This window comes from Janthinobacterium sp. SUN120 (assembly GCF_030397735.1).
Classification (GTDB): domain Bacteria; phylum Pseudomonadota; class Gammaproteobacteria; order Burkholderiales; family Burkholderiaceae_D; genus Janthinobacterium; species Janthinobacterium kumbetense.
The window spans coordinates 776,149-796,210 of sequence record NZ_JAPUBW010000002.1; the positions used below are offsets into that span (position 1 = coordinate 776,149).

Annotated in this window: 24 protein-coding genes; 10 read left to right on the plus strand and 14 right to left on the minus strand. The window is 63.2% G+C overall.

Features of this window, described 5'->3' with window-relative positions:
• The first annotated feature begins 1 nt into the window (after position 1).
• From fliL to fliR, 7 genes are all read left to right on the plus strand, one after another.
• Positions 2-514 carry a flagellar basal body-associated protein FliL gene (gene fliL, locus O0879_RS13175; RefSeq protein ID WP_099666868.1) on the plus strand — a complete coding sequence of 171 codons (513 nt, stop codon included), beginning with the start codon at positions 2-4 and terminating at the stop codon, positions 512-514.
• Positions 515-520: 6 nt separating this feature from the next.
• Entirely contained in the window at positions 521-1,507 is a 987-nt protein-coding gene (gene fliM / locus O0879_RS13180; RefSeq protein WP_034754035.1) for a flagellar motor switch protein FliM, read from the plus strand.
• Between the two features lie 48 nt (positions 1,508-1,555).
• On the plus strand, positions 1,556-1,990 hold the full coding sequence (gene fliN / locus O0879_RS13185) for a flagellar motor switch protein FliN (protein ID WP_034754038.1): 435 nt from the start codon (positions 1,556-1,558) through the stop codon (positions 1,988-1,990).
• Positions 1,987-2,586, plus strand: a complete 600-nt coding sequence (fliO, locus tag O0879_RS13190; protein WP_289911188.1) for a flagellar biosynthetic protein FliO — start codon at positions 1,987-1,989, stop codon at positions 2,584-2,586. The genes fliN and fliO overlap by 4 nt, the downstream gene beginning before the upstream one ends.
• An 82-nt stretch (positions 2,587-2,668) precedes the next feature.
• A complete protein-coding gene (gene fliP / locus O0879_RS13195) occupies positions 2,669-3,352 on the plus strand; it encodes a flagellar type III secretion system pore protein FliP (protein WP_233516144.1) in 684 nt (227 codons plus the stop codon).
• Between the two features lie 10 nt (positions 3,353-3,362).
• Positions 3,363-3,632, plus strand: coding sequence for a flagellar biosynthesis protein FliQ (fliQ, locus tag O0879_RS13200; RefSeq protein WP_035821365.1), 270 nt, complete (start codon positions 3,363-3,365; stop codon positions 3,630-3,632).
• 16 nt (positions 3,633-3,648) lie between these two features.
• The gene (gene fliR / locus O0879_RS13205; RefSeq protein WP_289916845.1) at positions 3,649-4,503 is read left to right on the plus strand and encodes a flagellar biosynthetic protein FliR; all 855 of its coding nucleotides are present in this window, start codon (positions 3,649-3,651) and stop codon (positions 4,501-4,503) included.
• 18 nt (positions 4,504-4,521) lie between these two features.
• On the opposite strand, the gene O0879_RS13210 is transcribed toward fliR, so the two are convergent.
• From O0879_RS13210 to flgB, 13 genes are all read right to left on the minus strand, one after another.
• A complete protein-coding gene (locus tag O0879_RS13210; RefSeq protein ID WP_289916847.1) occupies positions 4,522-5,751 on the minus strand; it encodes an MFS transporter in 1,230 nt (409 codons plus the stop codon).
• 48 nt (positions 5,752-5,799) lie between these two features.
• Positions 5,800-6,243, minus strand: coding sequence for a MarR family transcriptional regulator (locus tag O0879_RS13215; RefSeq protein ID WP_289916849.1), 444 nt, complete (start codon positions 6,241-6,243; stop codon positions 5,800-5,802).
• 164 nt (positions 6,244-6,407) lie between these two features.
• Positions 6,408-7,649, minus strand: a complete 1,242-nt coding sequence (flgL, locus tag O0879_RS13220) for a flagellar hook-associated protein FlgL (RefSeq protein ID WP_180278709.1) — start codon at positions 7,647-7,649, stop codon at positions 6,408-6,410.
• A 52-nt stretch (positions 7,650-7,701) separates the two neighbouring features.
• Positions 7,702-9,669 carry a flagellar hook-associated protein FlgK gene (flgK, locus tag O0879_RS13225; RefSeq protein WP_099666860.1) on the minus strand — a complete coding sequence of 656 codons (1,968 nt, stop codon included), beginning with the start codon at positions 9,667-9,669 and terminating at the stop codon, positions 7,702-7,704.
• An 88-nt stretch (positions 9,670-9,757) separates the two neighbouring features.
• On the minus strand, positions 9,758-10,684 hold the full coding sequence (flgJ, locus tag O0879_RS13230; RefSeq protein WP_289898654.1) for a flagellar assembly peptidoglycan hydrolase FlgJ: 927 nt from the start codon (positions 10,682-10,684) through the stop codon (positions 9,758-9,760).
• Between the two features lie 10 nt (positions 10,685-10,694).
• The gene (locus tag O0879_RS13235) at positions 10,695-11,810 is read right to left on the minus strand and encodes a flagellar basal body P-ring protein FlgI (protein ID WP_099666858.1); all 1,116 of its coding nucleotides are present in this window, start codon (positions 11,808-11,810) and stop codon (positions 10,695-10,697) included.
• Between the two features lie 2 nt (positions 11,811-11,812).
• Complete coding sequence (locus tag O0879_RS13240; RefSeq protein ID WP_099377950.1) at positions 11,813-12,463, minus strand: flagellar basal body L-ring protein FlgH; 651 nt, start codon at positions 12,461-12,463, stop codon at positions 11,813-11,815.
• Positions 12,464-12,513: 50 nt separating this feature from the next.
• Positions 12,514-13,296, minus strand: coding sequence for a flagellar basal-body rod protein FlgG (flgG, locus tag O0879_RS13245; RefSeq protein WP_034754070.1), 783 nt, complete (start codon positions 13,294-13,296; stop codon positions 12,514-12,516).
• Between the two features lie 72 nt (positions 13,297-13,368).
• Complete coding sequence (locus tag O0879_RS13250; RefSeq protein WP_070253727.1) at positions 13,369-14,112, minus strand: flagellar basal body rod protein FlgF; 744 nt, start codon at positions 14,110-14,112, stop codon at positions 13,369-13,371.
• Positions 14,113-14,172: 60 nt separating this feature from the next.
• Positions 14,173-15,720 (minus strand): flagellar hook protein FlgE, encoded by a 1,548-nt coding sequence (locus O0879_RS13255; RefSeq protein WP_099666857.1) that lies wholly within the window; start codon positions 15,718-15,720, stop codon positions 14,173-14,175.
• A 53-nt stretch (positions 15,721-15,773) separates the two neighbouring features.
• Positions 15,774-16,469: a flagellar hook assembly protein FlgD gene (locus tag O0879_RS13260; RefSeq protein ID WP_099666856.1), complete on the minus strand. Its 696-nt coding sequence runs from the start codon at positions 16,467-16,469 to the stop codon at positions 15,774-15,776.
• Between the two features lie 15 nt (positions 16,470-16,484).
• Complete coding sequence (gene flgC / locus O0879_RS13265) at positions 16,485-16,886, minus strand: flagellar basal body rod protein FlgC (RefSeq protein WP_071075845.1); 402 nt, start codon at positions 16,884-16,886, stop codon at positions 16,485-16,487.
• Positions 16,887-16,888: 2 nt separating this feature from the next.
• Positions 16,889-17,341 carry a flagellar basal body rod protein FlgB gene (gene flgB, locus O0879_RS13270; protein WP_099666855.1) on the minus strand — a complete coding sequence of 151 codons (453 nt, stop codon included), beginning with the start codon at positions 17,339-17,341 and terminating at the stop codon, positions 16,889-16,891.
• 191 nt (positions 17,342-17,532) lie between these two features.
• On the opposite strand from flgB, the gene flgA reads away from it, so the two are divergent.
• The 3 genes from flgA (at position 17,533) to O0879_RS13285 (ending at position 19,124) form a co-directional block, all read left to right on the plus strand.
• Positions 17,533-18,228, plus strand: coding sequence for a flagellar basal body P-ring formation chaperone FlgA (gene flgA / locus O0879_RS13275; protein ID WP_099666854.1), 696 nt, complete (start codon positions 17,533-17,535; stop codon positions 18,226-18,228).
• A 111-nt stretch (positions 18,229-18,339) separates the two neighbouring features.
• On the plus strand, positions 18,340-18,648 hold the full coding sequence (flgM, locus tag O0879_RS13280; RefSeq protein WP_034787161.1) for a flagellar biosynthesis anti-sigma factor FlgM: 309 nt from the start codon (positions 18,340-18,342) through the stop codon (positions 18,646-18,648).
• An 8-nt stretch (positions 18,649-18,656) separates the two neighbouring features.
• Positions 18,657-19,124 (plus strand): flagellar protein FlgN, encoded by a 468-nt coding sequence (locus tag O0879_RS13285; RefSeq protein ID WP_099666853.1) that lies wholly within the window; start codon positions 18,657-18,659, stop codon positions 19,122-19,124.
• A gap of 50 nt (positions 19,125-19,174) precedes the next feature.
• On the opposite strand, the gene O0879_RS13290 is transcribed toward O0879_RS13285, so the two are convergent.
• Positions 19,175-20,059: a hypothetical protein gene (locus O0879_RS13290; protein ID WP_289916851.1), complete on the minus strand. Its 885-nt coding sequence runs from the start codon at positions 20,057-20,059 to the stop codon at positions 19,175-19,177.
• Positions 20,060-20,062 lie beyond the last annotated feature (3 nt).

A 20,062-nucleotide genomic window follows, 5' to 3' on the forward strand; every position in this document is an offset into this window, starting at 1 on the left:
AATGAAAGCAGATCCGAAAGCAGATGCAGGCCTGGCTCCCGCCGGCGCCTCGAAAAAGAAGCTTCTGATCATCGTGCTGGCCTCGGTGCTGGTGGCTGGCAGTATCGGTGGCGGTGCCGCCTGGTATTTCCTGCATGGCAAGGCCGATAAAGAAGAATCGGCGCCCAGCAAGAAAAAACATGCCGCTTCCAAGGCAGGTCCGCCCGTCTTCGTGCCCATCGATGCCTTCACCGTCAACTTGCAGCCGGAAAATGGCGAGCAATACCTGCAAATCGCGTTTACCTTGCAGGCCAGCAGCCCGGAAGAAATGGACTTGATCAAGGTCAACATGCCGAAAGTGCGCAGCCGTTTATTGCTGCTGCTGTCCGGCAAGAAGGCGTCCGAACTCAATACCGTGGAAGGCAAGCAGCAACTGGCGGCCGAAATCATCAATCAGGTGAACCAGCCGTTCGAGGACAAAGGGCCGGAGCAGGACGTGACGGACGTATTATTTACCGCATTCATCATTCAATAAGCAGCCATGGCCGATAATTTCCTCTCCCAGGAAGAAGTCGATGCCCTTCTGAAGGGCGTCAACGGAGACCAGGACGACGCGCAGGCGCCGGAAGATGTCACGGGAGTTCGTACCTACAACCTGGCAACCCAGGAGCGCATCGTGCGCGGCCGGATGCCAACGTTGGAAATTATCAACGAGCGTTTCGCCCGTCTGCTGCGCGTGGGCCTGTTCAACTTCCTGCGCCGCAGCGCCGAAGTGTCCGTCGGTTCCGTGCGCGTGTCGAAATACAGCGAGTTCATCCGTAACCTGGTGGTGCCGACCAACCTGAATTTGGTGCACATGAAGCCGCTGCGCGGCACAGCCCTGATGGTCTTCGATCCGGGCCTCGTGTTCTTGCTGGTCGACAATCTGTTCGGCGGCGACGGACGCTTCCATACGCGCGTCGAAGGGCGCGACTTTACGCAGACGGAGCAGCGCATCATCCTGCGCATCCTCGACATCGTCTTCGAGGCCTACACCAAGTCGTGGGAGCCGGTCTTCCCCGTCGAGTTCGAATATATCCGTTCAGAAATGAACACGCAGTTCGCCAATATCGCCACGCCGAACGAAGTGGTGGTGGCGTCCACGTTTACGGTGGAATTGGGCTCCGTTTCAGGACAAATCCACTTCTGCATGCCGTATTCGATGATCGAGCCGATCCGCGATTCGCTGACCTCCAGCCTGCAGGGCGAGGCGCTGGAAGTGGACAAGCGCTGGATCCGCCTGATGACGCAGCAGATCCAGATCGCCGAAGTCGAGCTGGTCGCTTCGCTGGGCACGGCGCGCGTGTCGTTCGATGAAATCCTGAACATGAAGGTGGGCGACATCATCCCCCTGAATATTCCCGAACTGATCGCCGCCACCGTCGACGGCGTGCCCGTGATGGATTGCACGTACGGCGTGTTGAACGGACAATATGCGCTGAAGGTTGAAAAGTTGCTGGCTAACGCCGATAACATGAACAATCATTAAAAAATACCCGGGCCGCTGCGGCCCGCATCTGTACAACAGGAGAAACACATGTCTGACAACCAAGACGACCAAAGCGCGGAAGACGATTGGGGCGCGGCCATTGCCGAGCAGGCCAAGGCGGAAGCCGAAGCGCTGCAAAACCAGGCCGCCAATACGGCCAGCGCGGCCAGCGCCGCCGTGTTCAAGGACTTTTCCAAGCAGGCATCGAAGTCGGAAACGCACAACGATATCGATTTCATCCTCGATATCCCCGTGCAGCTGACGGTCGAGCTGGGCCGCACCAAGATCGCCATCAAGAACCTGCTGCAACTGGCACAGGGTTCCGTGGTCGAGCTCGACGGCCTGGCCGGCGAACCGATGGACGTGCTGGTGAACGGCTGCCTGATCGCCCAGGGCGAAGTGGTGGTGGTGAATGACAAGTTCGGCATCCGCCTGACGGACATCATCACGCCTTCCGAACGCATCCGAAAATTGAATAAATGAAGCCTGGCCTGTTGATTTCCACTGTGCTGCCTCTCCTGGCGGCATGCAGCATCGCGCACGCCGAACCGGCAACCGCCTCGGCACCGCCGGCCAGCGCCGCCAGCGCTTCCGTCGCGGCGGCCAGCGAGACACCGCCAGCCGCCACGGCGCCGGCAGCAGCAGCTGCAACGGCGGTGCCGGCCTCCGCGCCTGCCGCCGCCCTGCCCGCCATGCCGCCCGGCGCGCCGATGACGATGGCGCCGACCAGCTCGGCCGGCAGCTTGCTGCAAACCATCTTCGCACTCGTGTTCGTGCTGGCCCTCCTGATCGGCCTGGCCTGGTTCATGAAGCGCTATGGCCCCAAGGTCATGGGCGGCAACAGCAAGATGCGCGTCGTCAGCTCGCTCAACCTGGGCGGACGCGAACGCATCGTCCTCGTCGAAGTGGCCGACCAGTGGATCGTCGTCGGCGCCTCGCCCGGCAGGATCAACGCGCTGGCCACCATGCCGCGCCAGGAAGGCGACTTGCCGCAACTGGCCACGGCGCAAAACGGCCCCGCGGCCGCCAATTTTTCCGAGTGGCTGAAACAGACCATCGAAAAACGCAATGGGAAATAAGCAGCAGATGGCGTGGTCCACCTTGAAGACTCCCCTGACCTGGCTGCTGGCGGCCGCCGCCCTGGCCTTGCCGCTGTGGGCCATGGCCCAGCCGGGCATCCCGGCCTTCAACAGCACGCCGGCCCCGGGCGGAGGCCAGAATTACTCGTTGCCGGTGCAGACGCTCATCCTGATGACGTCGCTCACCTTCCTGCCGGCGGCCCTCCTGATGATGACCTGCTTTACGCGCATCATCATCGTGCTGTCCCTGCTGCGCCAGGCCATCGGCACGCAATCGGCGCCGCCGAACCAGGTGCTGGTGGGGCTGGCCCTGTTCCTGACCCTGTTCGTCATGGGGCCCGTGTTCGACAAGATTTATACGGATGCGTATCTTCCTTATCAGGAAAACAAGATCACCATGCAGCAGGCGATGGACAAGGGCGTCGATCCCCTGAAAACCTTCATGCTCAAGCAGACACGCCAGGCCGACCTGGCCCTGTTTGCCAAGATGTCGCGCTCGCCGGCCCTGCAAGGTCCGGAAGACGTGCCGCTGCGCATCCTCGTGCCCGCTTTCGTCACCAGCGAACTGAAAACGGCGTTCCAGATCGGCTTTGCCATCTTCATCCCGTTCCTGATCATCGACATGGTGGTCGCCAGCGTGCTGATGTCGATGGGGATGATGATGATGTCGCCGGCAACGATTTCGCTGCCGTTCAAGCTGATGCTGTTCGTGCTGGTCGATGGCTGGCAGCTACTGCTGGGCTCGCTGTCTCAGAGTTTTTACTAGGGGAAATACGATGACACCCGAAAGCGTCATGACCCTGGGCCGCCATGCGATGGAAATCACCCTCATGGTGGCCGCGCCCATGCTGCTCGTCGCCCTCATCATCGGCTTGATCGTGAGTATTTTCCAGGCGGCAACGCAAATCAACGAGGCGACCCTGTCCTTCATCCCCAAGCTGGTCGGCATTTTCGTCGCCCTCGTCGTGGCAGGCCCCTGGATGCTGTCCGTCATGCTCGACTACATGCGCCAGGTCTTCACGGGCATCCCGAACCTGGTGGGCTAGTGCCGCGCTTGTTGCCATGCTGACCCTGTCCAGCATCGAACTCAATACCTGGATCGCAGCACTGCTGTGGCCGCTTAGCCGCATCCTCGGCCTGATCGCGGCCGCCCCCCTGTTCGGCAACGCGGCCGTGCCGGCCACCGTGAAGGTGAGCCTGGGCGCCCTGCTGGCCATGATCATCGCCCCCACCGTGCCGGCCTTGCCTGCCGTCAACCCGATGTCCTTGCCCGGTTTATTGATCCTCACGCAGGAGATGCTGGTGGGCCTGGCCATGGGCTTTTCCATCCGCATCGTGTTTTCCGCCATCGAAATGGCCGGCGAAATCAGCAGTCTCACCATGGGCCTGGGCTTCGCCTCGTTTTTCGACCCGCAAACCAAGGGCAGGTCTTCCGCCATCAGCCAGTTCCTCGTCATGCTGGCCACCTTGATGTTTTTGACAGTCAATGGCCACCTGGTCTTGCTGGCGGCGCTGGCGGAAAGCTTCGTCAGCCTGCCGATTTCATCGAGTCCCATCAGCGGCGGCGGCTTCCAGCAATTGGCGGCGTGGGGTGGGGAAATTTTCCGTTCCGGCCTGCAAATTTCGCTGCCCATCATCGCCGCCCTGCTGCTGACCAACGTGGCACTGGGCATCTTGACGCGGGCCGCGCCGCAGCTGAACATCTTCGGTATCGGTTTTCCCGTCACCCTGGGCGTGGGCTTGCTGGTGATCAGCATGGTCCTGCCCTACCTGGCCACGCCCTTCCAGAACATGTTCCTGCGCGGCATAGAAACAGCGCGCCTGCTGCCGCGCGGCTTCGCCACGCGCGACCGGCCGCGGCCGCCCGCGCCGCCGAATCCCTTGCGTCCCCCGGCGCCGGCCGCGCCGGCGCGTTAACTCACCGCGGGTCGCTGCTCAGCGCCGCATGTCGACGTTCAGGCGCAACTGGTGATGCTTGACCAGGTAGCGCACGCCGACCAGCGCCGCCGCCAGGCCCGACAAGGCGGCTATGCCCAGCGCCCAGCGCGGGCCGAAGGTGTCGGCCACCCAGCCCACGATGGGCGCGCCCAGCGGCGTGCCGCCCGCCGAGATGGCCAGCACGATGGCCATCACCCGGCCCCGCATGGCGGGCGCTGTCGACAGTTGCACGCTGCTGTTGACGCTGGTGGTAAACGTTTGCGCGGCAATACCGATGACTACCAGCATCATGCCGAACAGCCAGTAATTGGGCATCACGGCGGCCAGCGCGCAAGCCAGGCCGAACAGCGCAGCGGCGCCCAGCAGCAAGGCCAGCGTGGGCTGGCCGCGCCCGGCCGCCAGCAGGGCGCCGGCCACGGAGCCGCAAGCCATCACGGAACTGAGCACGCCATACTGGCCCGCGCCCGCATGAAAGGCCGTCACGGACATGGTCGACAGGAAGATGGGGAAATTCAGGCCGAAGGTGCCGATCAGGAACAGCATCAGCAAAATGGCCATCAGGTCGGGCCGCTGGCGCACGTAGCGGAAACCGTCGCCCAGGCTGGCCCGCGTAGCCTTCAGGCGCGGCGCGCGGCGCAGCAATTCCACGCGCAGCAGCAACAGCGAACCGATCACGGCGGCAAACGAGACGGCGTTGATGATGAAGACCCAGCCGCTGCCGACGCTGCTGATCAGCAAGCCGGCCACGGCCGGGCCCAGCATGCGCGCCGCATTGAACGAGGTGGAATTGAGCGCCACGGCATTCGTCAAGTCTTCCTCGCCGACGATTTCGGCCACAAAAGTCTGGCGCACGGGCGAATCGAAGGCCGTCACGCAGCCCAGCAGGAAAGCAAACACATACACGTGCCACAGTTGCACGAGGCCGCTGATGCACAGCAAACCCAGGCCCAGCGCCAGCAAGCCCATGGCCGCCTGCGTACACAACAGCAATTTCCTGCGGTCGAGCAAGTCGGCCGCCATGCCCGTCAGGGGCAGCAACAGCAGTTGCGGGCCGAATTGCAAGGCCATGACGATGCCGACGGCGCTGGCATTGTGCTGCGTCAATTCGCTCAGCACCAGCCAATCCTGCGCCGTGCGCTGCATCCAGGTGCCGATATTCGACACGAGGGCGCCGCCGGCCCAGATACGGTAATTGGGTATGCGTAGCGAACGGAATGTGTTGTTCATCTGGGCGTGCGGGCTCCTTGCCGGGGTCGTGGTGGAAAATTCAGCGGATCACTCCGCCAAGCGTTTGAGTAATGCCACCGCCTGGTTCAGTTCGGTGACTTCGTCCGGCGTGAGCCGGGTTTCAATGGTGCGCGCCAGCCAGTCTTCGCGCGCGGCGCGGCTGGCTGCGATCCAGGCGCGGCAGTTGTCCGTCAGGGTCAATATCGTTTGCCGGCCATCAAGCGGGTCGGGCGACCCCGTCACCATCCGCGCCTCGGTCAGCGCCAGCACGGTGGCGGCCATCGACTGGGGCCGCATGCCTTCGGCGCGCGCCAGGCTGCTGGCCGTGGCGGGGCCGTCGCGTTCAAGACGGCTGAGCACGGATGCCTGCGACATGCTGACATCGCCCAGGTGCGCCTCTTCGCGCAGGCGGCGGCGCAGCTTGCCGACCAGGATGCGCAATTCGCCGGCCAGTTGCAGAACTTGTTCGTGGTCTTCTTGCGGGGTGGTCATGGCAGTCATGTAGTGGATCAACGGCCTCCACTATAGCAGATATGCAGGTAGACTGCACAGTTTGCCTGTATATCTTGCCAGAACGGCCATCTTGCGGACGTAAAAAAGCCGGGGCGGGAGATGTCCTCCCTGCCCCGGCTTGCCGGTTATCCGATGCGGGCCGCTTAGCTGATGTAATTGAACAGCGACAGGCCCGAGATCGAGGTAAACGACTTCTGCGCCGCCTGCAGGGTGATCTGTTGCTGGCTGAACAGGGAAATCGCCTTCACCATGTCCAGGTCCTGCAAGCCCGACAGGGTGCTCGCATATTGCAGGTCGAGGTCGTCGCCGGCGCTGTCGAGCGTGTCGAGTTCCTTCAGGCGCGAACCGACTTCCGCGCGCACCGACAGCACGTTGTCGTAAGCCGTATCGAGGATGTCGTGCGCCGCGTTCAGACCGGCCGTCAGGCGCGCCTGTCCCGCGTCGCCCGAGGCCGGCTGGCCCAGCACACCGATCAGGTTGGTAATCGTGCTAAAGATCGATTCCTTGCTGCTGGGCTCCAGGGTGAATTTGTCCAGGTCGGCCGGCTTGCCCGCGACATTGACTTGCTGGCCGTCAAAGTTGATGGCATCGCCCGACTTGTAGGCCACCGGCACGGCCGGATTCGGGATGGTCTGGCCCAGGGTCACGTCCGTCACGGTATAGGTCGTGACGGCGGCGGTGCCCGTGCCCGTCACCTGGAAATCGATCGAGTACTTGTGCCCCGTCAACTTGGTGGGATCGGTGACGGTGCCGCCGGAAATGATGCCGGCGCCGCCGCGCGTGAAGTTGCCCGGATCGGCCGCCGTGGTGAACTTGCCGTTGCCCGTCAAATTATTCTCGAACACGGCCGCGCCCGAATCGCTGGTGGCCAGGTAGCGGGCCGAGCCCACTTGCAGTTCGCGCTGCCCCTGGTCACCTGCGTAGGTGGCGCCGCCCGGCGTCTGGCTGAACGGTTGCGTCGTCGACTTGTAGCCGCCGAACAGGTAGCCGCCCGCGTTGTCGGACGTGTTGGCGATGCCCAGCAGATCCGTCAAACGCCCCTGCAGTTCCGTGGCCAGGCTCTGGCGGTCGACATCCTTCAAGGCCGGATTACCGGCTTTGAGCACCAGTTCCTGCACGTCGGCAAGCAGCGAGGTGGTGCTGGCCAGGGCCAGCTCTTCCTGCGAGAGGAAATTCTTGGCGTTCGAGCGGTTCGTCACGAATTGCGTGTTGATCGTTTGCGACTGCGTCACTTCCAGCGCGCGCGCCGAGGCGATCGGGTCGTCGGCCGGCGTCAGGTTGCGGCGATTCGCCGACAGCTGCATCTGACTACGGTTCAACGCGCCCTGCAGGTTGTTCAGCTGCGTGCTGCCCGCGTCATAGATCATTTTTGTACTGATGCGCATGATGCTGCCCTTCCTGATGGCGGCGGGGCGCTAGGCGCCGCCGCTTGAATAATTAACGTCCGAGGCCGATGACCACGTCGAACAGGGTGCTGGCGATCTGCATGACCTTGCCGCAAGCCTGGTAGGCTTGCTGGTAGCGCAGCAGATTGGCCGCCTCTTCATCGAGGTTGACGCCGGAGACGGCTTGCTGCTGCGTGCTGGTTTGTTGCAACAACGCAAGACTGGCCAGTCCGCTGACTTGTACTTCGCGCGTCTTGTTGCCGACAAAACTGACGGTTTCCGCGTACGAACCCTGGAACGTGGCCTTGCCGCCGTCGAGAATGTTTTTCGTCTGCAAGCCCGCCAGCAGGGAGGCATTGCGGTTGTCGCCCACGCCGCCCGAGTTCGGCCCGATGGTGAATTTATCGCCCTGCGCGGGCGCCCCCGTCATGTTGACGTTGATGCCGCCAAAGCTGAAGCTGTCGCCTTCCGTGTACGGGATGTTCGCCGTCCCGGCCGGATACGTGGTGGTGGCGCCATTCAAGCCTTTCACGGTCACGGCCTGGCCCGCAGGGAAACCCGACAGCGAAGTGGTCGCCTTGTCGTACGTCAAGGTGACGGGGCCCGTCAAGGCGTTGCCTGGCGTCAAATACGCCTTGTCCACGCTACCTGCGCCCAGCTTGCCGCTACCCGTGTTGCTGACGGGCGCAGCCGTGACGATGGGCGCGCCGGCGGCCAGCTTGTTGCGGTCGGTAATCGCCACGGCCAGGTCGGAAGCGCCGTGCGCCGTCGGCCTGACCATGAAGTTGTCGCCTTCGGCGGCCGCGCCCGAGATCGAGAAATCCACGCCGTCGATGGTTTGCGGCACGGTTTGCGGATACGGGTTGATGGTCGTTTTCGCGCCGTCGCTCTGGCGCGTCACCACATAATTGGAGCCGTCATACTTGACGGCATAATCGCTGGCCGTCAGCTTGGTCGGATCGCTGACCTTGGCCGACAGAACGGTCGTGCTGGTCGCATTGTTGCGGTAGTCGGCGCCGATGACGGGATCGGGCAACTTGAAGAAGTCGGTCCCCATGTCGCCATTCAAGTCCTGGCCCAGCTTGTGCTGCTCATTGAAGGTGGACGCCAGTGCGATGGCGACCTTGCCCAGCGAATTCTGGATGCGGTCCAGGCTGCCGCTGCGGAATTCCAGCAAGCCGCCCAGCGCGCCGCCGCTGAGGGAGCTTTCCGACAGTTTGCTGACGCTCGAGCCCGTCACATAGCCGATGTCCAGGCGGTTCGGGTCCGTCGGCGACGGTGTGGTGGCCAGTTCAAAGTTCTTGTCGCCCACCACCAGCGGCTGGCCCGAGCCGATCGAAACGGTAATCGAGTTGCCGGCGCCAGGCTGAACAGTTGCCTTGACGTATTTGTTCAGTTCCGTGATCAACTGGTCGCGCTGGTCCAGCAAATCGTTGGGCTGATTGCTTTCATTCACGGTCAGGTTGGTAATCGAGGTATTCAGTTCCGCGATCTGCTTGGCGTAGGAATTGATCACCTTGACGTTCGACGTGATCTGCGAATTGACGCCGTCGCCGATCTCCGTCAGGCGCGCGCTGAGGCCCTGGAAACGGGCCGTCAGCGAGTTTGCGCTCGACAACAATGCCTGGCGCGACGAGACGGACGAGGGATTCGAGCTGAAATCCTGCACGCCCTTGAAGAAATCGGCCATCGCCGGCGACAGCCCGGCCGTCGGGTCCGCCAGCATATTGTCGATCTGGGTGATCTGCGTGTAATACGCGTCGAGCGAACTGGTGGCCGACTGCGCGGCATTCACCTGGGCCGCCATGAAACCGTCGTACTGGCGCTTGACTTGCGATACCTCGGTACCATTGCCAACAAAGCCATAACCGGCATTGTTGAACTGCGCCGTCTGCTGCAGCACCACCTGGCGGTTGTAACCGTCCACGTTGGCATTGGTGATGTTATGCCCGGTCGTCGACAGGCCCACCTGCGCTGCAAGCAAACCGCTCTTACCGATGCTGAGTAGATTCGAAGTCATGGTGTCTTATTGGTTACCGTCAAAAGTATTTACGGCAGCCGCGGCGAAAACTTGAAGCGCGCGGCTTGCACGGGGGCAAGGCGGGGCGTCAGCCGACCAGAGAATTTTTAATGATTTTTGTCAATTTGGCAGCGTAATTCGGGTCCGTCGCATAACCGGCTTTCTGCAATCCCTGGGCGAAGGTGCTGGCGTCGCCCGCGCTGGCCAGGACTTTTTCGTAGCGTTTGTTGTTGGTAATCAACTGCGCATAATCCTTGAAGCTGTCGGCATAGCTGTCATAGGCGCGGAATTTTTCCACCTTGCGCTGCGCCTTGCCATTCACGTATTCCGTGGTGACGGCTTCCGTGACCTTGCCCTTCCAGTCGCTGGAAGCCTTGATGCCGAACAGGTTGTGGCTGCTGCTGCCGTCGCGGCTGATGATTTCGCGCTTGCCCCAGCCCGTTTCCAGCGCCGCCTGGCCCAGCATGAACTTGGCCGGGATGCCCGTGGCGCGGCTGGCTTCTTCCGCATGCACGCCCAGCTTTTCCTGGAAGGCGCGCACGTGCGGCGCCTGCGTGGCGTTGGCCTTGTCGCTCAGAGTCTTGCCGCTGGCGGCGGCGCTGCCGGCCCCCTCGGCGAGGGCGCCCTGCTGCTGGCGGAAGGCGGCCAGCGCCTGCGCCATGCTCGAGGAACGGGGCGACGGCGCTTCGGCGCCATCGGCGGCCAGCGCCTGGTTCGACGACGACAATTGGCGGATCAGCACGTCCGCCAGGCCCGTGCCCCGCTTGGCCAGGTTCTGGCTCGTCTGCTGGTCCAGCATCGAGGTGTACATCTTGCTTTGCTGGCTATCCATGATGCCGTCCTGCGGCGTGGCTTCGCGCATGCTTTTCATCATCATGTTGATGAACATGGCTTCGAATTGCGTGGCCGCCTCTTTCAGGGCGGCGGGGTCCTTCGCCTTGGCGGACTGGCGCAAGCCATCCATGCCTTTCACGTCATAGGCGGCGGTATTGCTGAGGTCGGTTTGACTGATCATGGCGTGTCCATCAAATGATTTCAAGTTCGGCGCGCAGCGAACCGGCCGCCTTCATCGCCTGCAGGATGGCCAGCAAATCTTGCGGCGAAGCGCCGATGGCGTTGAGGGCCTTGACCACGTCGGACAGCGAGGCGCCGCCCTTGACCAGCATCACCTTGCCCGGTTCCTTCTTGATATCGATCTGCGCCGTCTGCGTGACCACCGTGCGCCCGCCCGACAAGGGCGCCGGCTGGCTCACTTGCGGCTCGACATTGATGGTGACGGACAGGTTGCCGTGCGAAATGGCGCACGTTTCCAGGGTCACGGACTGGTTCATCACGACGGAACCGGTGCGCGCATTCATGATGACCTTGGCCGCCAGGCGGGCCGGGTTGACTTCGATGCTTTCCAGCTGGCCCAAAAAGGACACGCGCTGGTCGCTGCCGCTCGGCGACTGCACCTGGATCACGCGGCCGTCGAGCGCGGCGGCCGTGCCGGCGCCGTAGCGGCTGTTGATGGCGTCGACCACGCGGCTGGCGGTGGCGAAATCGGTGGCGTTCAATTCCAGGCGGATAGTGTTGTTGGCGCCCAGCGCCGAAGGCACGGTGCGCTCGACGGTCGCGCCGCCCGAGATGCGGCCCACGCTCAGGTGATTGATGACGACGGAACTGCCGGCCGCCTGCGCGCCCACGCCGCCCACCAGCACGTTGCCTTGCGCCATGCCGTACACCTGACCATCGGCCCCCTTCAGGGGCGTCATCAATAAAGTGCCGCCGCGCAAGCTTTTCGCATTGCCCATCGACGACACCGTCACGTCGAGCAACTGGCCCGGCTGGGCAAACGCCGGCAAGGCCGTCGTCACCATCACGGCGGCCACGTTTTTCAGCTGCAAACTAGTGCCTTGCGGCAAGTTGATGCCCTGCTGCTGCAGCATCGCCGCCACGCTCTGGATGGTGAACGGGGTTTGCGTGGTCTGGTCGCCGCTGCCGTCGAGGCCGACGACGAGGCCATAGCCCATCAGCTGATTCTGGCGCACGCCGGCGATGCTGGCCAGGTCCTTGATGCGCTCGGCTTGCGCCACGGGCGCCAGCAGGGAGATGGCCAGGCCGAAAATGGCGAGAAAGCGGGGAAAGGTCGACGTTGCCATGATCAGAACGGCAACAGGCTGAGGAAGAAGCGCGACGCCATCGACGCCATTTCGGCGCGGTCGATCTGGCTGTTGGTGCGGTATTCGACGCGCGCTTCGGCCACCTGGGTCGAGGGCACGACATTGCCCGTGCCGATGGTGTCCGGATTGACCATGCCCGAGAAGCGGATGAATTCCGTGCCCTTGTTCATGGCAATCTGTTTTTCGCCCGCGACGATCAAGTTTCCGTTTGGCAATACCTCGATCACCGTCACGCCGATGGTGCCGGAAAACGTGTTGCTGGCGGACTGGTTGTCGCCATCGGCAAATTTCGTCGCGCCATTCGCCGCCACGGTGCCGCCGAAACGGCCCTGGGCGAAGCCGGGCGTGGAAAAGCCCACGCTGCCGGACTTGTTGCCGGAACTGGCGCCCGCCTTGACGGCATTCGTGCGCTCGGTGATGGCGATCGTCATCGTGTCGCCCACGTGGCGCGCGCGGCGGTCTTCGAAGGCGGGACGGTAGGTCGACGGCTGGTAGATGGAACCGTTGTTGACGACCACGGGTTCCGGCATCGGCGCGCGCGTGGTGGTGGGATATTGCACGATGGACGTAGGCGTGATGGCGCAGCCGGACAGCAGGACTGCAGAGAACAAAGCGATGATGGGGTATTGCATGGCGAACCTCCGCTGCCATCCGGCGGCGGATGGCATGACGACTATGAAAATTAAAGTTGCGACAATTTCTGCAGCATTTGATCGGATGTGGTGATGGCCTTGCTGTTGATCTCGTAGGCGCGCTGCGTCTGGATCATGTTGACCATTTCCTCGGCCACGTTGACGTTCGACGTCTCGATATAGCCCTGCATCAGCACGCCGGCGCCGTTCGTACCCGGGGTGTTGGTTTGCGCCACGCCGGAGGCGCCCGTTTCCATGTACAGGTTTTCGCCCTTCGATTCCAGGCCGGCGGGATTGACGAAGGTGGTCAGTTGCAGCGAGCCGATTTGCGATGGCGCAACAGTGTCAGGCAAGGTGACGGAGACGGTGCCGTCGCGCGCCACGGTCAGGCTCAGCGCATTGGTCGGCACGGTGATAGCGGGCTGGATGACGAACCCTTCGGACGTCACCAGCTGGCCGTTGGCGTCCGTCTGGAACGAACCGTCGCGCGTGTAGGCGGTGGCGCCGTCCGGCATCAGCACCTGGAAGAAACCGGTACCGTTGACCATCACGTCGCGCGAATTGCCCGAGGCCTGGGGATTGCCCTGCGTATGGATGCGTTCGGTCGCCACGGTGCGTACGCCCGTGCCGATCTGCAAGCCCGATGGCAGCTGGGTCTGCTGCGACGATTGCGCGCCCGGCTGGCGCACATTTTGATACAGCAAGTCTTCAAACACGGCGCGCGACTTCTTGAAGCCGGTGGTGCTGACGTTGGCCAGGTTATTGGCGATCACGTCCATCTGCGTTTGCTGCGCTTCCAGGCCGGTCTTGGCAATCCAAAGGGAACGAATCATGATATTTCTCCAATAACAGCGCTAACCAGCCCTGTAGACTATTTCTATGCGACCATTATGCGGTGGCCCCCATCAATTCAAAGCGAGGATCTGGGTGGCTTTCGCCGCGTTATTCTCGGCATTCTTCAACAAGCTCATTTGCGTTTCGAACTGGCGCGCCAGGGCGATCATGCTGACCATCGAGTCGACGGGACTGACATTGCTGCCTTCCAGCGCACCGGTGGTCAGCTTGACGGCCTGGTCGGCCTGCGCCACCGTGCCATCCTTCAGGCGGAACAGACCGTCGTCGCCGCGCACCAGTTGCTGCTCGGGCGGGTTGACCAGCTTGATGCGACCCAACACCGTCGAGGGGCCGGGCGGCACGTCCGTGGAAATCGTGCCCACCGTGCCGTCGCTGGCGATGGCCACCGTCACGCCGGGCGGAATCGCCATGGGGCCCGTATCGCCCTGCACCATCAGCCCGCCCTGCGTTTGCAGCATGCCGTTTTCATTCAGTTTCAGGGCGCCGTTGCGCGTGTAGGCTTCGGAACCGTCGGCCGACTGCACCGCAATCCAGCCGCCATTTTCCACGGCCACGTCGAGCGCGCGGCCCGTGTGCTGCATGGGACCTTGCGTGAAATCGGAACCGACCGTCGAATCGACGACGAAGGCGCGCGTCGGCATCATGCCGTCGGCCACCACGGGCACGGCGCGGAACGAGTCGAGCTGGGCACGGAAACCCGTGCTGGTGGCGTTCGCCAGGTTGTTCGCCGTGGTCGCCTGCTTGTCGAGGATGTGCTTGGCGCCCGAGCCGGCGGTGTAGATGAGACGGTCCATGTGTTTTCTCCGTGCAAAACGAAAGCCGGGAGCAGTCCGAAAGAACCGCTCCCCTTACTCTTAACGCAGGTTGACTAAGGTTTGCAGGACGGAATCCTGCGTCTTGATGGTCTGCGCATTCGCCTGGTAAGCGCGCTGGGCCGTGATCATGTTGACCAGCTCCGCCGTCAGGTCGACGTTCGACACTTCCACCGCCGAGGCGCGCAAGTTGCCCAGGGTGCCAGTCTTCGGCTCGCCCGTGATGGGCTTGCCCGAGGCCGAGCTTTCCACCCAGGCGTTGTTGCCCAGCGGCTCCAGGCCGTTCGGGTTGGTAAAGTTGCTCAACACCACTTGGCCCAGGGCGCGCGTCTTGCCATTGTTGTACTGGCCCTGGATGACGCCGTCGTCACCGACGATGAATTGGCTCAGCTGGCCCGCCTTGTAGCCGTCCGCTTCCGTTTTCTTTTCCGCCGTGGTGGTGCCCAGCTGGGTCGACCTGGTGAAATCGACCTGGACCGACAGGGTCGCATTCGCGCCCGTGGCCGGGAAGATCGGCAGGTTGACGGTGACGGGCAAGGTTTGCGGCGGCGTCAGGGCCAGCATGGCGGCCCGGTCCAGGCTGCCGACCGTGTTGAAGACCAGGGAACCGGTCTTGACGGCCGGCACCACGGTCACGTTGCGGATGGCCTCGTCGATCTGGTCGGGCGTGCGGCTCGAGTTGACGCCGTTCGGCACTGCGCTGCCGTAGGTGGCGGCGATGGCGGCCAGTTGCGCTGGCGTGGCGCCTGCAGCGGCGGCAGCGGCCGAGACGGCGGCACCGACCGCATTGCCATAGGCGACGGCGGCGGCCGTCACGTTGGCCGGCACCAGCGGCACGGCCGTGGCGGCGGCCTGGTAGGCGGCGCGCGCGGCCAGCGAAGCTGGGTCCGTCTGCAGGGCGGCCGCGACCTTCATGCTGGTCACTTCCGTGCCGTCAATGGCCGAGTAGACATCCCAGGTATTGGTGCCCGTCTTGACATAGAAATTCGCCATGTTGTGGGAATTGCCCAGCGAATCGAAGACTTCGACAGGGAACTGCTTGTGGTACGAGGTGTCGTCCGTCGACTTGAACGGCACCGTGGTCGGCATGGCCGTGTTCGAATTGAGGTTGACTTGCGTGTCGACCTTGGTCGTTGCCTGGGGCTTCATGTCCGACTGGTCGATCTGCAGGGGCACGACGGCGCCGGCGACGATCTTGCCGTTGACGTCGGCCGGATAGCCGGTCAGCTGCGCCAGCTGGGCGTTGACGATGAAACCGCTCTTGTCGACCTGGAACTGGCCATTGCGCGAATACTGGATGGCGCCATTCACGCTGGTACGGAAGAAACCGCCGCCATTGATGGCGATGTCGAGGGGATTTTGCGACGTTTCCAGGTTACCCTGGTTAAATTGCTGGGCGATTTGCGAGACCGACACGCCGATCCCCGCCTGGTTGCCGCCCACGCCATACAGCGAGTTGGCATAAATGTCGGCGAACTGGGCCTGCGACTGCTTGAAACCCACGGTCGACGAGTTGGCGATGTTGTTGCCGATGACGTCCAGCGATTTGGCGGCGCCATTCAAGCCGCTCAGGCCTTGTTGGAAAGACATTGTGTTCTCCTGGTAGAAATTAGGGGTAGAGGGTCACGCTAAGGGGAAGCGGCTTACAGAATCTGTTTCACGTCGGCCATGGTGATGCTGCCCACGCCCGGCACATTCAATTTCACGCCATTGGCGCCCGTCGACACGCTGGCGACCGAACCGAACATCAGCGCCGTTGCATCCTTGAGCTTGGTGCCGCCGCGCGTCGCTTCCACGGCGAAGGTGTAGGCGCCGTCGGCCAGCACGACCGGCTTGCCATCCTTGTCGAGGTCGGCGGTGGAACCGTTCCAGCCCAGCGGCAAGGTGCCCGCCGGCTGGGCGCCCAGGTCGATGGAATGGACTTCCTTGCCATCCTTGTAGATGACGACCTTGACCTTGTCGGCGGCCGTGGCCAGGTCCACGCCCAGCAGCGCGGCGCTCTTGCTCAGGTTGATGTCCTTGCCCGCCGTCAAGACGCCATGGCCGATGATGTTGGCCGCCTGCATCGATTCGGCTTGCTGGTAGCTGGCTTTCAAGCTTTCCACGGTGGTATTGAGCTTGTTGACGCCCGTCACCGTCGACAGCTGGGCCAGCTGGCTGGTCAGCTGTGCATTGTCCAGCGGATTCATCGGATCCTGGTTTTTCAGCTGGGTAACCAGCAGGGTGAGGAATTTGTTCGTTTCCGCTTCGACACTGCCTGCCTCGGCCGTCGTCTTCTTCGGATTCATCGTCGCCATCAGGTCGGTGACTTTGGAGGTGTTCGTATCGATGATTGCCATAATGATCAGTCAGCCTTACTGGCCGAGGGTGAGGGTTTTCAGGAGCAGCGACTTGGCCGCGTTCATGGTTTCCACGTTGGTCTGGTACGAGCGCGAAGCCGACAGCATGTTGACCATTTCGTCGACCGTATTCACGTTGGGCATGGTGACGTAGCCCTTCTCGTCGGCCAGCGGGTTCTTCGGGTCGTAGACCAGCTTCATCGGCGACGGGTCTTCGATCACCTTCTGTACCTTGACGGCCGTGGCGCCGTTGGCCATGGGCACGGCTTCGAACACCACCTGCTTGGCGCGGTAGGCTTCGCCCGTGGCGCTGGTGGCGCTGTCGGCATTGGCCAGGTTGCTGGCCACCGTGTTCAGGCGCTGCGCCTGGGCGCTCATGGCCGAACCGGAAACATTGAAGATATTAAATAGCGACATGATTATTGTCCTCCCTGGATGGCCGTCAGCATGCCCTTGATCTGTGAATTGAGGAACGTCACGGCCGCCTCGTAGCGGATGGCATTGTCGGCAAACGCATTGCGCTCGAGATCCATGTCGACCGTATTGCCGTCGACGGCGCCCTGGGCCGGCGCGCGGTACAGCAGCGGCGTGCCGTCGGCCAGGGTCTCGACCTTGCCGCCACCGGGTGCGCCCGCAGCTGCGGCCACGCCCTTGCCCGGCATATGCTGCGGCGCCGTGCCCTTCAGGGCCGGCGGCACGCCATCCTTGCGCGCCATCGCCCCCTTCAGGGCGGCGGCGAAATCGACGTCGCGCGCCTTGTAGTTAGGCGTGTCGGCATTGGCGATATTCGAGGCGAGCAATTCCTGGCGCGTCGAGCGCAGGCTCAGCGCCGTCTCGTTGAAGCGCATGTAATCGTCGAGTTTCCCTATCATGTCAGGCTCCGGAAAGATCTGCCACTGGCGCCCGAGATGGCGGAAGGATGGCGGATTAGTGATGACAGGAAACATAGTAAGGTGCCCACCAGCAAGACCATCGCCGGATCAGACCGTACTTTTACCCCTTAATCGGCGCTTCGATCGGGGCGGCGCGCACTATCATGGCACTATTCCAGAGGCCTATCACCATGAAAACACCGCTCGCTTTCTTCTTTGCTTTTGCCGCCCTGCCACTGCTGGCGCAGGCGCAAAACGCCGGCCGGCAAACGCCGGAAGCGCTGCGCAACAGCGTGGAACAATTCCTGCAAGTGCAAAGCAACGGCTTGCCCGGCAAGGTGACGGTCACCGTCGGCGCCGTCGATCCGCGCCTGAACCTGGCTGCCTGCCCCGCACCGCAGGCGTTCATGGCGCCGGGCGCGCGCGCCTGGGGCAAGACCACCGTCGGCGTGCGCTGCACGGCGCCCTCCAGCTGGACCATTTACTTACAAGCGAACGTGGCCGTCGTCGGCGACTACGTGGCCAGCGCCGTGCCGCTGGCGCAAGGGCAAGCCATCGACGCCAGCCAACTGGTGACGATGCAGGGCGACCTGGCCGCATTGCCGGCAGGCATCGCCACCGACATGGCCCAGGTCGTGGGCGCCAGCACGAATATTTCCTTGCCGCCAGGCACGCCGATGCGCCTCGACACCCTGCGCCGCAAGCCGGTGGTGATGCAAGGCCAGCTGGTGCGCGTGGTTTCGAGTGGTAACGGTTTCCAGGTGGCATCAGAAGGACGCGCCATCGGCAGCGCCGGCGATGGCCAGACGGTGCAGGTACGCACGCAGAGCGGCCAGCAGATCAGCGGCGTGGCGCGGGCTGGCGGCCTGGTGGAGGTGGCGTTTTAAACACGGATGGACAGCGATATTGTGGTCTGGCGCACTAAAGTTTCGGCAAAAGGTGCCGATAATGACACATATCCCGGAGTTTTTTGACTTCGACCAGACGAGGATCACGCTGTGAAAATTACCGATAACACCATTAAAAGCAATCCCGGCCTGCCGGTGGCGCCCGCGAGTACTTCCGGCGCCCGGAATGCCGAGAAAGCCCAGGCAACACCGACAACGTCGGACAATGTACGCCTGTCGCCGCAAGGACAGGCATTAGCGGCCAGTGCAACTGCCGGCAGCGGCGCCGTGTTCGACACGAAAAAAGTCGAACGCATCAAGCTCGCGATCGCCGACGGCCAGTTCCAGGTCAACTCAGAAAAAGTGGCGGACGGTCTCCTCGACACGGTCAAGGACTTGCTGCACTCACGAAATAGATAGGTTCCCTCATGCAATCAGTGACTCCGTTTTCCAGCCTGCGCGACGAGCAACAGCTCATGACCACATTGCTGGCATTGATGAAAGAAGAACAGCGGCATCTGGTTGCGGCTGACATCGATGCAATCACGGAGCTCACGGCGCGCAAGACGGCACTGGTAGGACAATTGAGCCAGCTGGCGGCGCAACGCCACCAGGCGCTGGCGGCAGCCGGTTTCACGGCGGCCGAAGCGGGCATGGAAGACTGGCTGGTCGGCGCCAATGAAGCCGACGCGGCGCCCCTGTGGAAAGCCCTGCTCGAGACGACGCGCGAAGCCAAGGAGCAAAACCGCCTGAACAGCCTGCTCGTCAACAAGCACATGCTGCACACGCAAGGCGCCCTGAACGCCATGCGCCCCCCGGCCCAGAGCGGCAATTTCTACGGCCCCAGCGGCCAACCGACGACGAACACGGCCAGCCGGCGCGTCGTCATCGGCTGATTTCCCCTAGTTAACAGCAATCCGCCGGCAAGGCGCAGCGGCCTTGCCCTTCAACCGTGTGCGGCACGCCCCGCATGCTGGCGGTATTTCGCCACGATGGCTTGCGCCCTGGCGCTGGCGGCCGCCTGCTGCTCCGGCGTCAATTCCGCCTGCAGCCAGTGCCAGTATTCGTCCTGGTAGGGATTGGTGACGCCGGGCGCGAGGATGTCGTCGTAGACCTGGCGCAGCGCCAGCAGGTAGCCATACGCTTGCGGCGCATCTTTCTGCACCACCTCGCCATCGCGCAGATACGCCATCATCAGAGTCGACACGCTGGTCAGCTCCGCCTCGTCCGCCTGCGCCGTCAGCTGGGCGATCGCTTGCCGCTTCCACGCCTGCACCAGCGGATCGTCGGGACGGTTGCGCAGCGCGCTGCGGTCGCCGAACGGCCCTTCCGACAGGAAGATAGTCGCCGCGCCGGGCACGCCCGCCCTGGCGGCAGTCGCCAGGTAGCCGAGGCGCTCCTCGCGCTGGCGCTGCGTCAGGCCCGCGCACAGCTGCTGCTGGGCGGCTTTTTCCTGCGCCGTCATCTCGCGCCCCAGCTCGAATTCCAGCCCCGGCAAGCGCCTTTCTTTCTCAAATGAAATGCAGTCGTCGAGCAGATTGTAGGCCGCATACGCGTCTTCCGGCTTGCCGCTGGCCGCCAGGCGCGCGAGCTGCTGCGCCAGGGTGACGGGCATCGGCGCGGCATCGGCGACCGGGCTGGCATCGATACTCAGATACGATTCCAGGCTGCGTCCCGCTGGCGCACCAGGGGCGGAGGTGGCAGCGTCCGGCGCGCCGCCGTCGGGAGCGGGCCAGTACGCGAGCGCCAGCGCTGCCGCGATGGCGGCGGCGATGGCCATGCCGGTGAATTTGACGTTCATGGTGAGGAAGCGCGTGGATGGGAAACGCACGTT

Bases quoted from the DNA above. Each gene is read 5' to 3' on its own strand.
- flgK (WP_099666860.1), bottom strand. From the start codon at position 9,669: ATGACTTCGAATCTACTCAGCATCGGTAAGAGCGGTTTGCTTGCAGCG.
- flgJ (WP_289898654.1), bottom strand. From the start codon at position 10,684: ATGATCAGTCAAACCGACCTCAGCAATACCGCCGCCTATGACGTGAAA.
- O0879_RS13210 (WP_289916847.1), bottom strand. From the start codon at position 5,751: ATGAACAACACATTCCGTTCGCTACGCATACCCAATTACCGTATCTGG.
- fliR (WP_289916845.1), top strand. From the start codon at position 3,649: ATGCTGACCCTGTCCAGCATCGAACTCAATACCTGGATCGCAGCACTG.
- O0879_RS13215 (WP_289916849.1), bottom strand. From the start codon at position 6,243: ATGACCACCCCGCAAGAAGACCACGAACAAGTTCTGCAACTGGCCGGC.
- flgB (WP_099666855.1), bottom strand. From the start codon at position 17,341: ATGATAGGGAAACTCGACGATTACATGCGCTTCAACGAGACGGCGCTG.
- fliN (WP_034754038.1), top strand. From the start codon at position 1,556: ATGTCTGACAACCAAGACGACCAAAGCGCGGAAGACGATTGGGGCGCG.
- O0879_RS13285 (WP_099666853.1), top strand. From the start codon at position 18,657: ATGCAATCAGTGACTCCGTTTTCCAGCCTGCGCGACGAGCAACAGCTC.
- O0879_RS13250 (WP_070253727.1), bottom strand. From the start codon at position 14,112: ATGGACCGTCTCATCTACACCGCCGGCTCGGGCGCCAAGCACATCCTC.
- O0879_RS13240 (WP_099377950.1), bottom strand. From the start codon at position 12,463: ATGCAATACCCCATCATCGCTTTGTTCTCTGCAGTCCTGCTGTCCGGC.
- flgG (WP_034754070.1), bottom strand. From the start codon at position 13,296: ATGATTCGTTCCCTTTGGATTGCCAAGACCGGCCTGGAAGCGCAGCAA.
- fliM (WP_034754035.1), top strand. From the start codon at position 521: ATGGCCGATAATTTCCTCTCCCAGGAAGAAGTCGATGCCCTTCTGAAG.
- flgA (WP_099666854.1), top strand. From the start codon at position 17,533: ATGAAAACACCGCTCGCTTTCTTCTTTGCTTTTGCCGCCCTGCCACTG.
- flgC (WP_071075845.1), bottom strand. From the start codon at position 16,886: ATGTCGCTATTTAATATCTTCAATGTTTCCGGTTCGGCCATGAGCGCC.
- fliO (WP_289911188.1), top strand. From the start codon at position 1,987: ATGAAGCCTGGCCTGTTGATTTCCACTGTGCTGCCTCTCCTGGCGGCA.
- fliQ (WP_035821365.1), top strand. From the start codon at position 3,363: ATGACACCCGAAAGCGTCATGACCCTGGGCCGCCATGCGATGGAAATC.
- flgL (WP_180278709.1), bottom strand. From the start codon at position 7,649: ATGCGCATCAGTACAAAAATGATCTATGACGCGGGCAGCACGCAGCTG.
- fliL (WP_099666868.1), top strand. From the start codon at position 2: ATGAAAGCAGATCCGAAAGCAGATGCAGGCCTGGCTCCCGCCGGCGCC.
- fliP (WP_233516144.1), top strand. From the start codon at position 2,669: ATGGCCCAGCCGGGCATCCCGGCCTTCAACAGCACGCCGGCCCCGGGC.
- O0879_RS13255 (WP_099666857.1), bottom strand. From the start codon at position 15,720: ATGTCTTTCCAACAAGGCCTGAGCGGCTTGAATGGCGCCGCCAAATCG.
- O0879_RS13235 (WP_099666858.1), bottom strand. From the start codon at position 11,810: ATGGCAACGTCGACCTTTCCCCGCTTTCTCGCCATTTTCGGCCTGGCC.
- O0879_RS13260 (WP_099666856.1), bottom strand. From the start codon at position 16,469: ATGGCAATCATCGATACGAACACCTCCAAAGTCACCGACCTGATGGCG.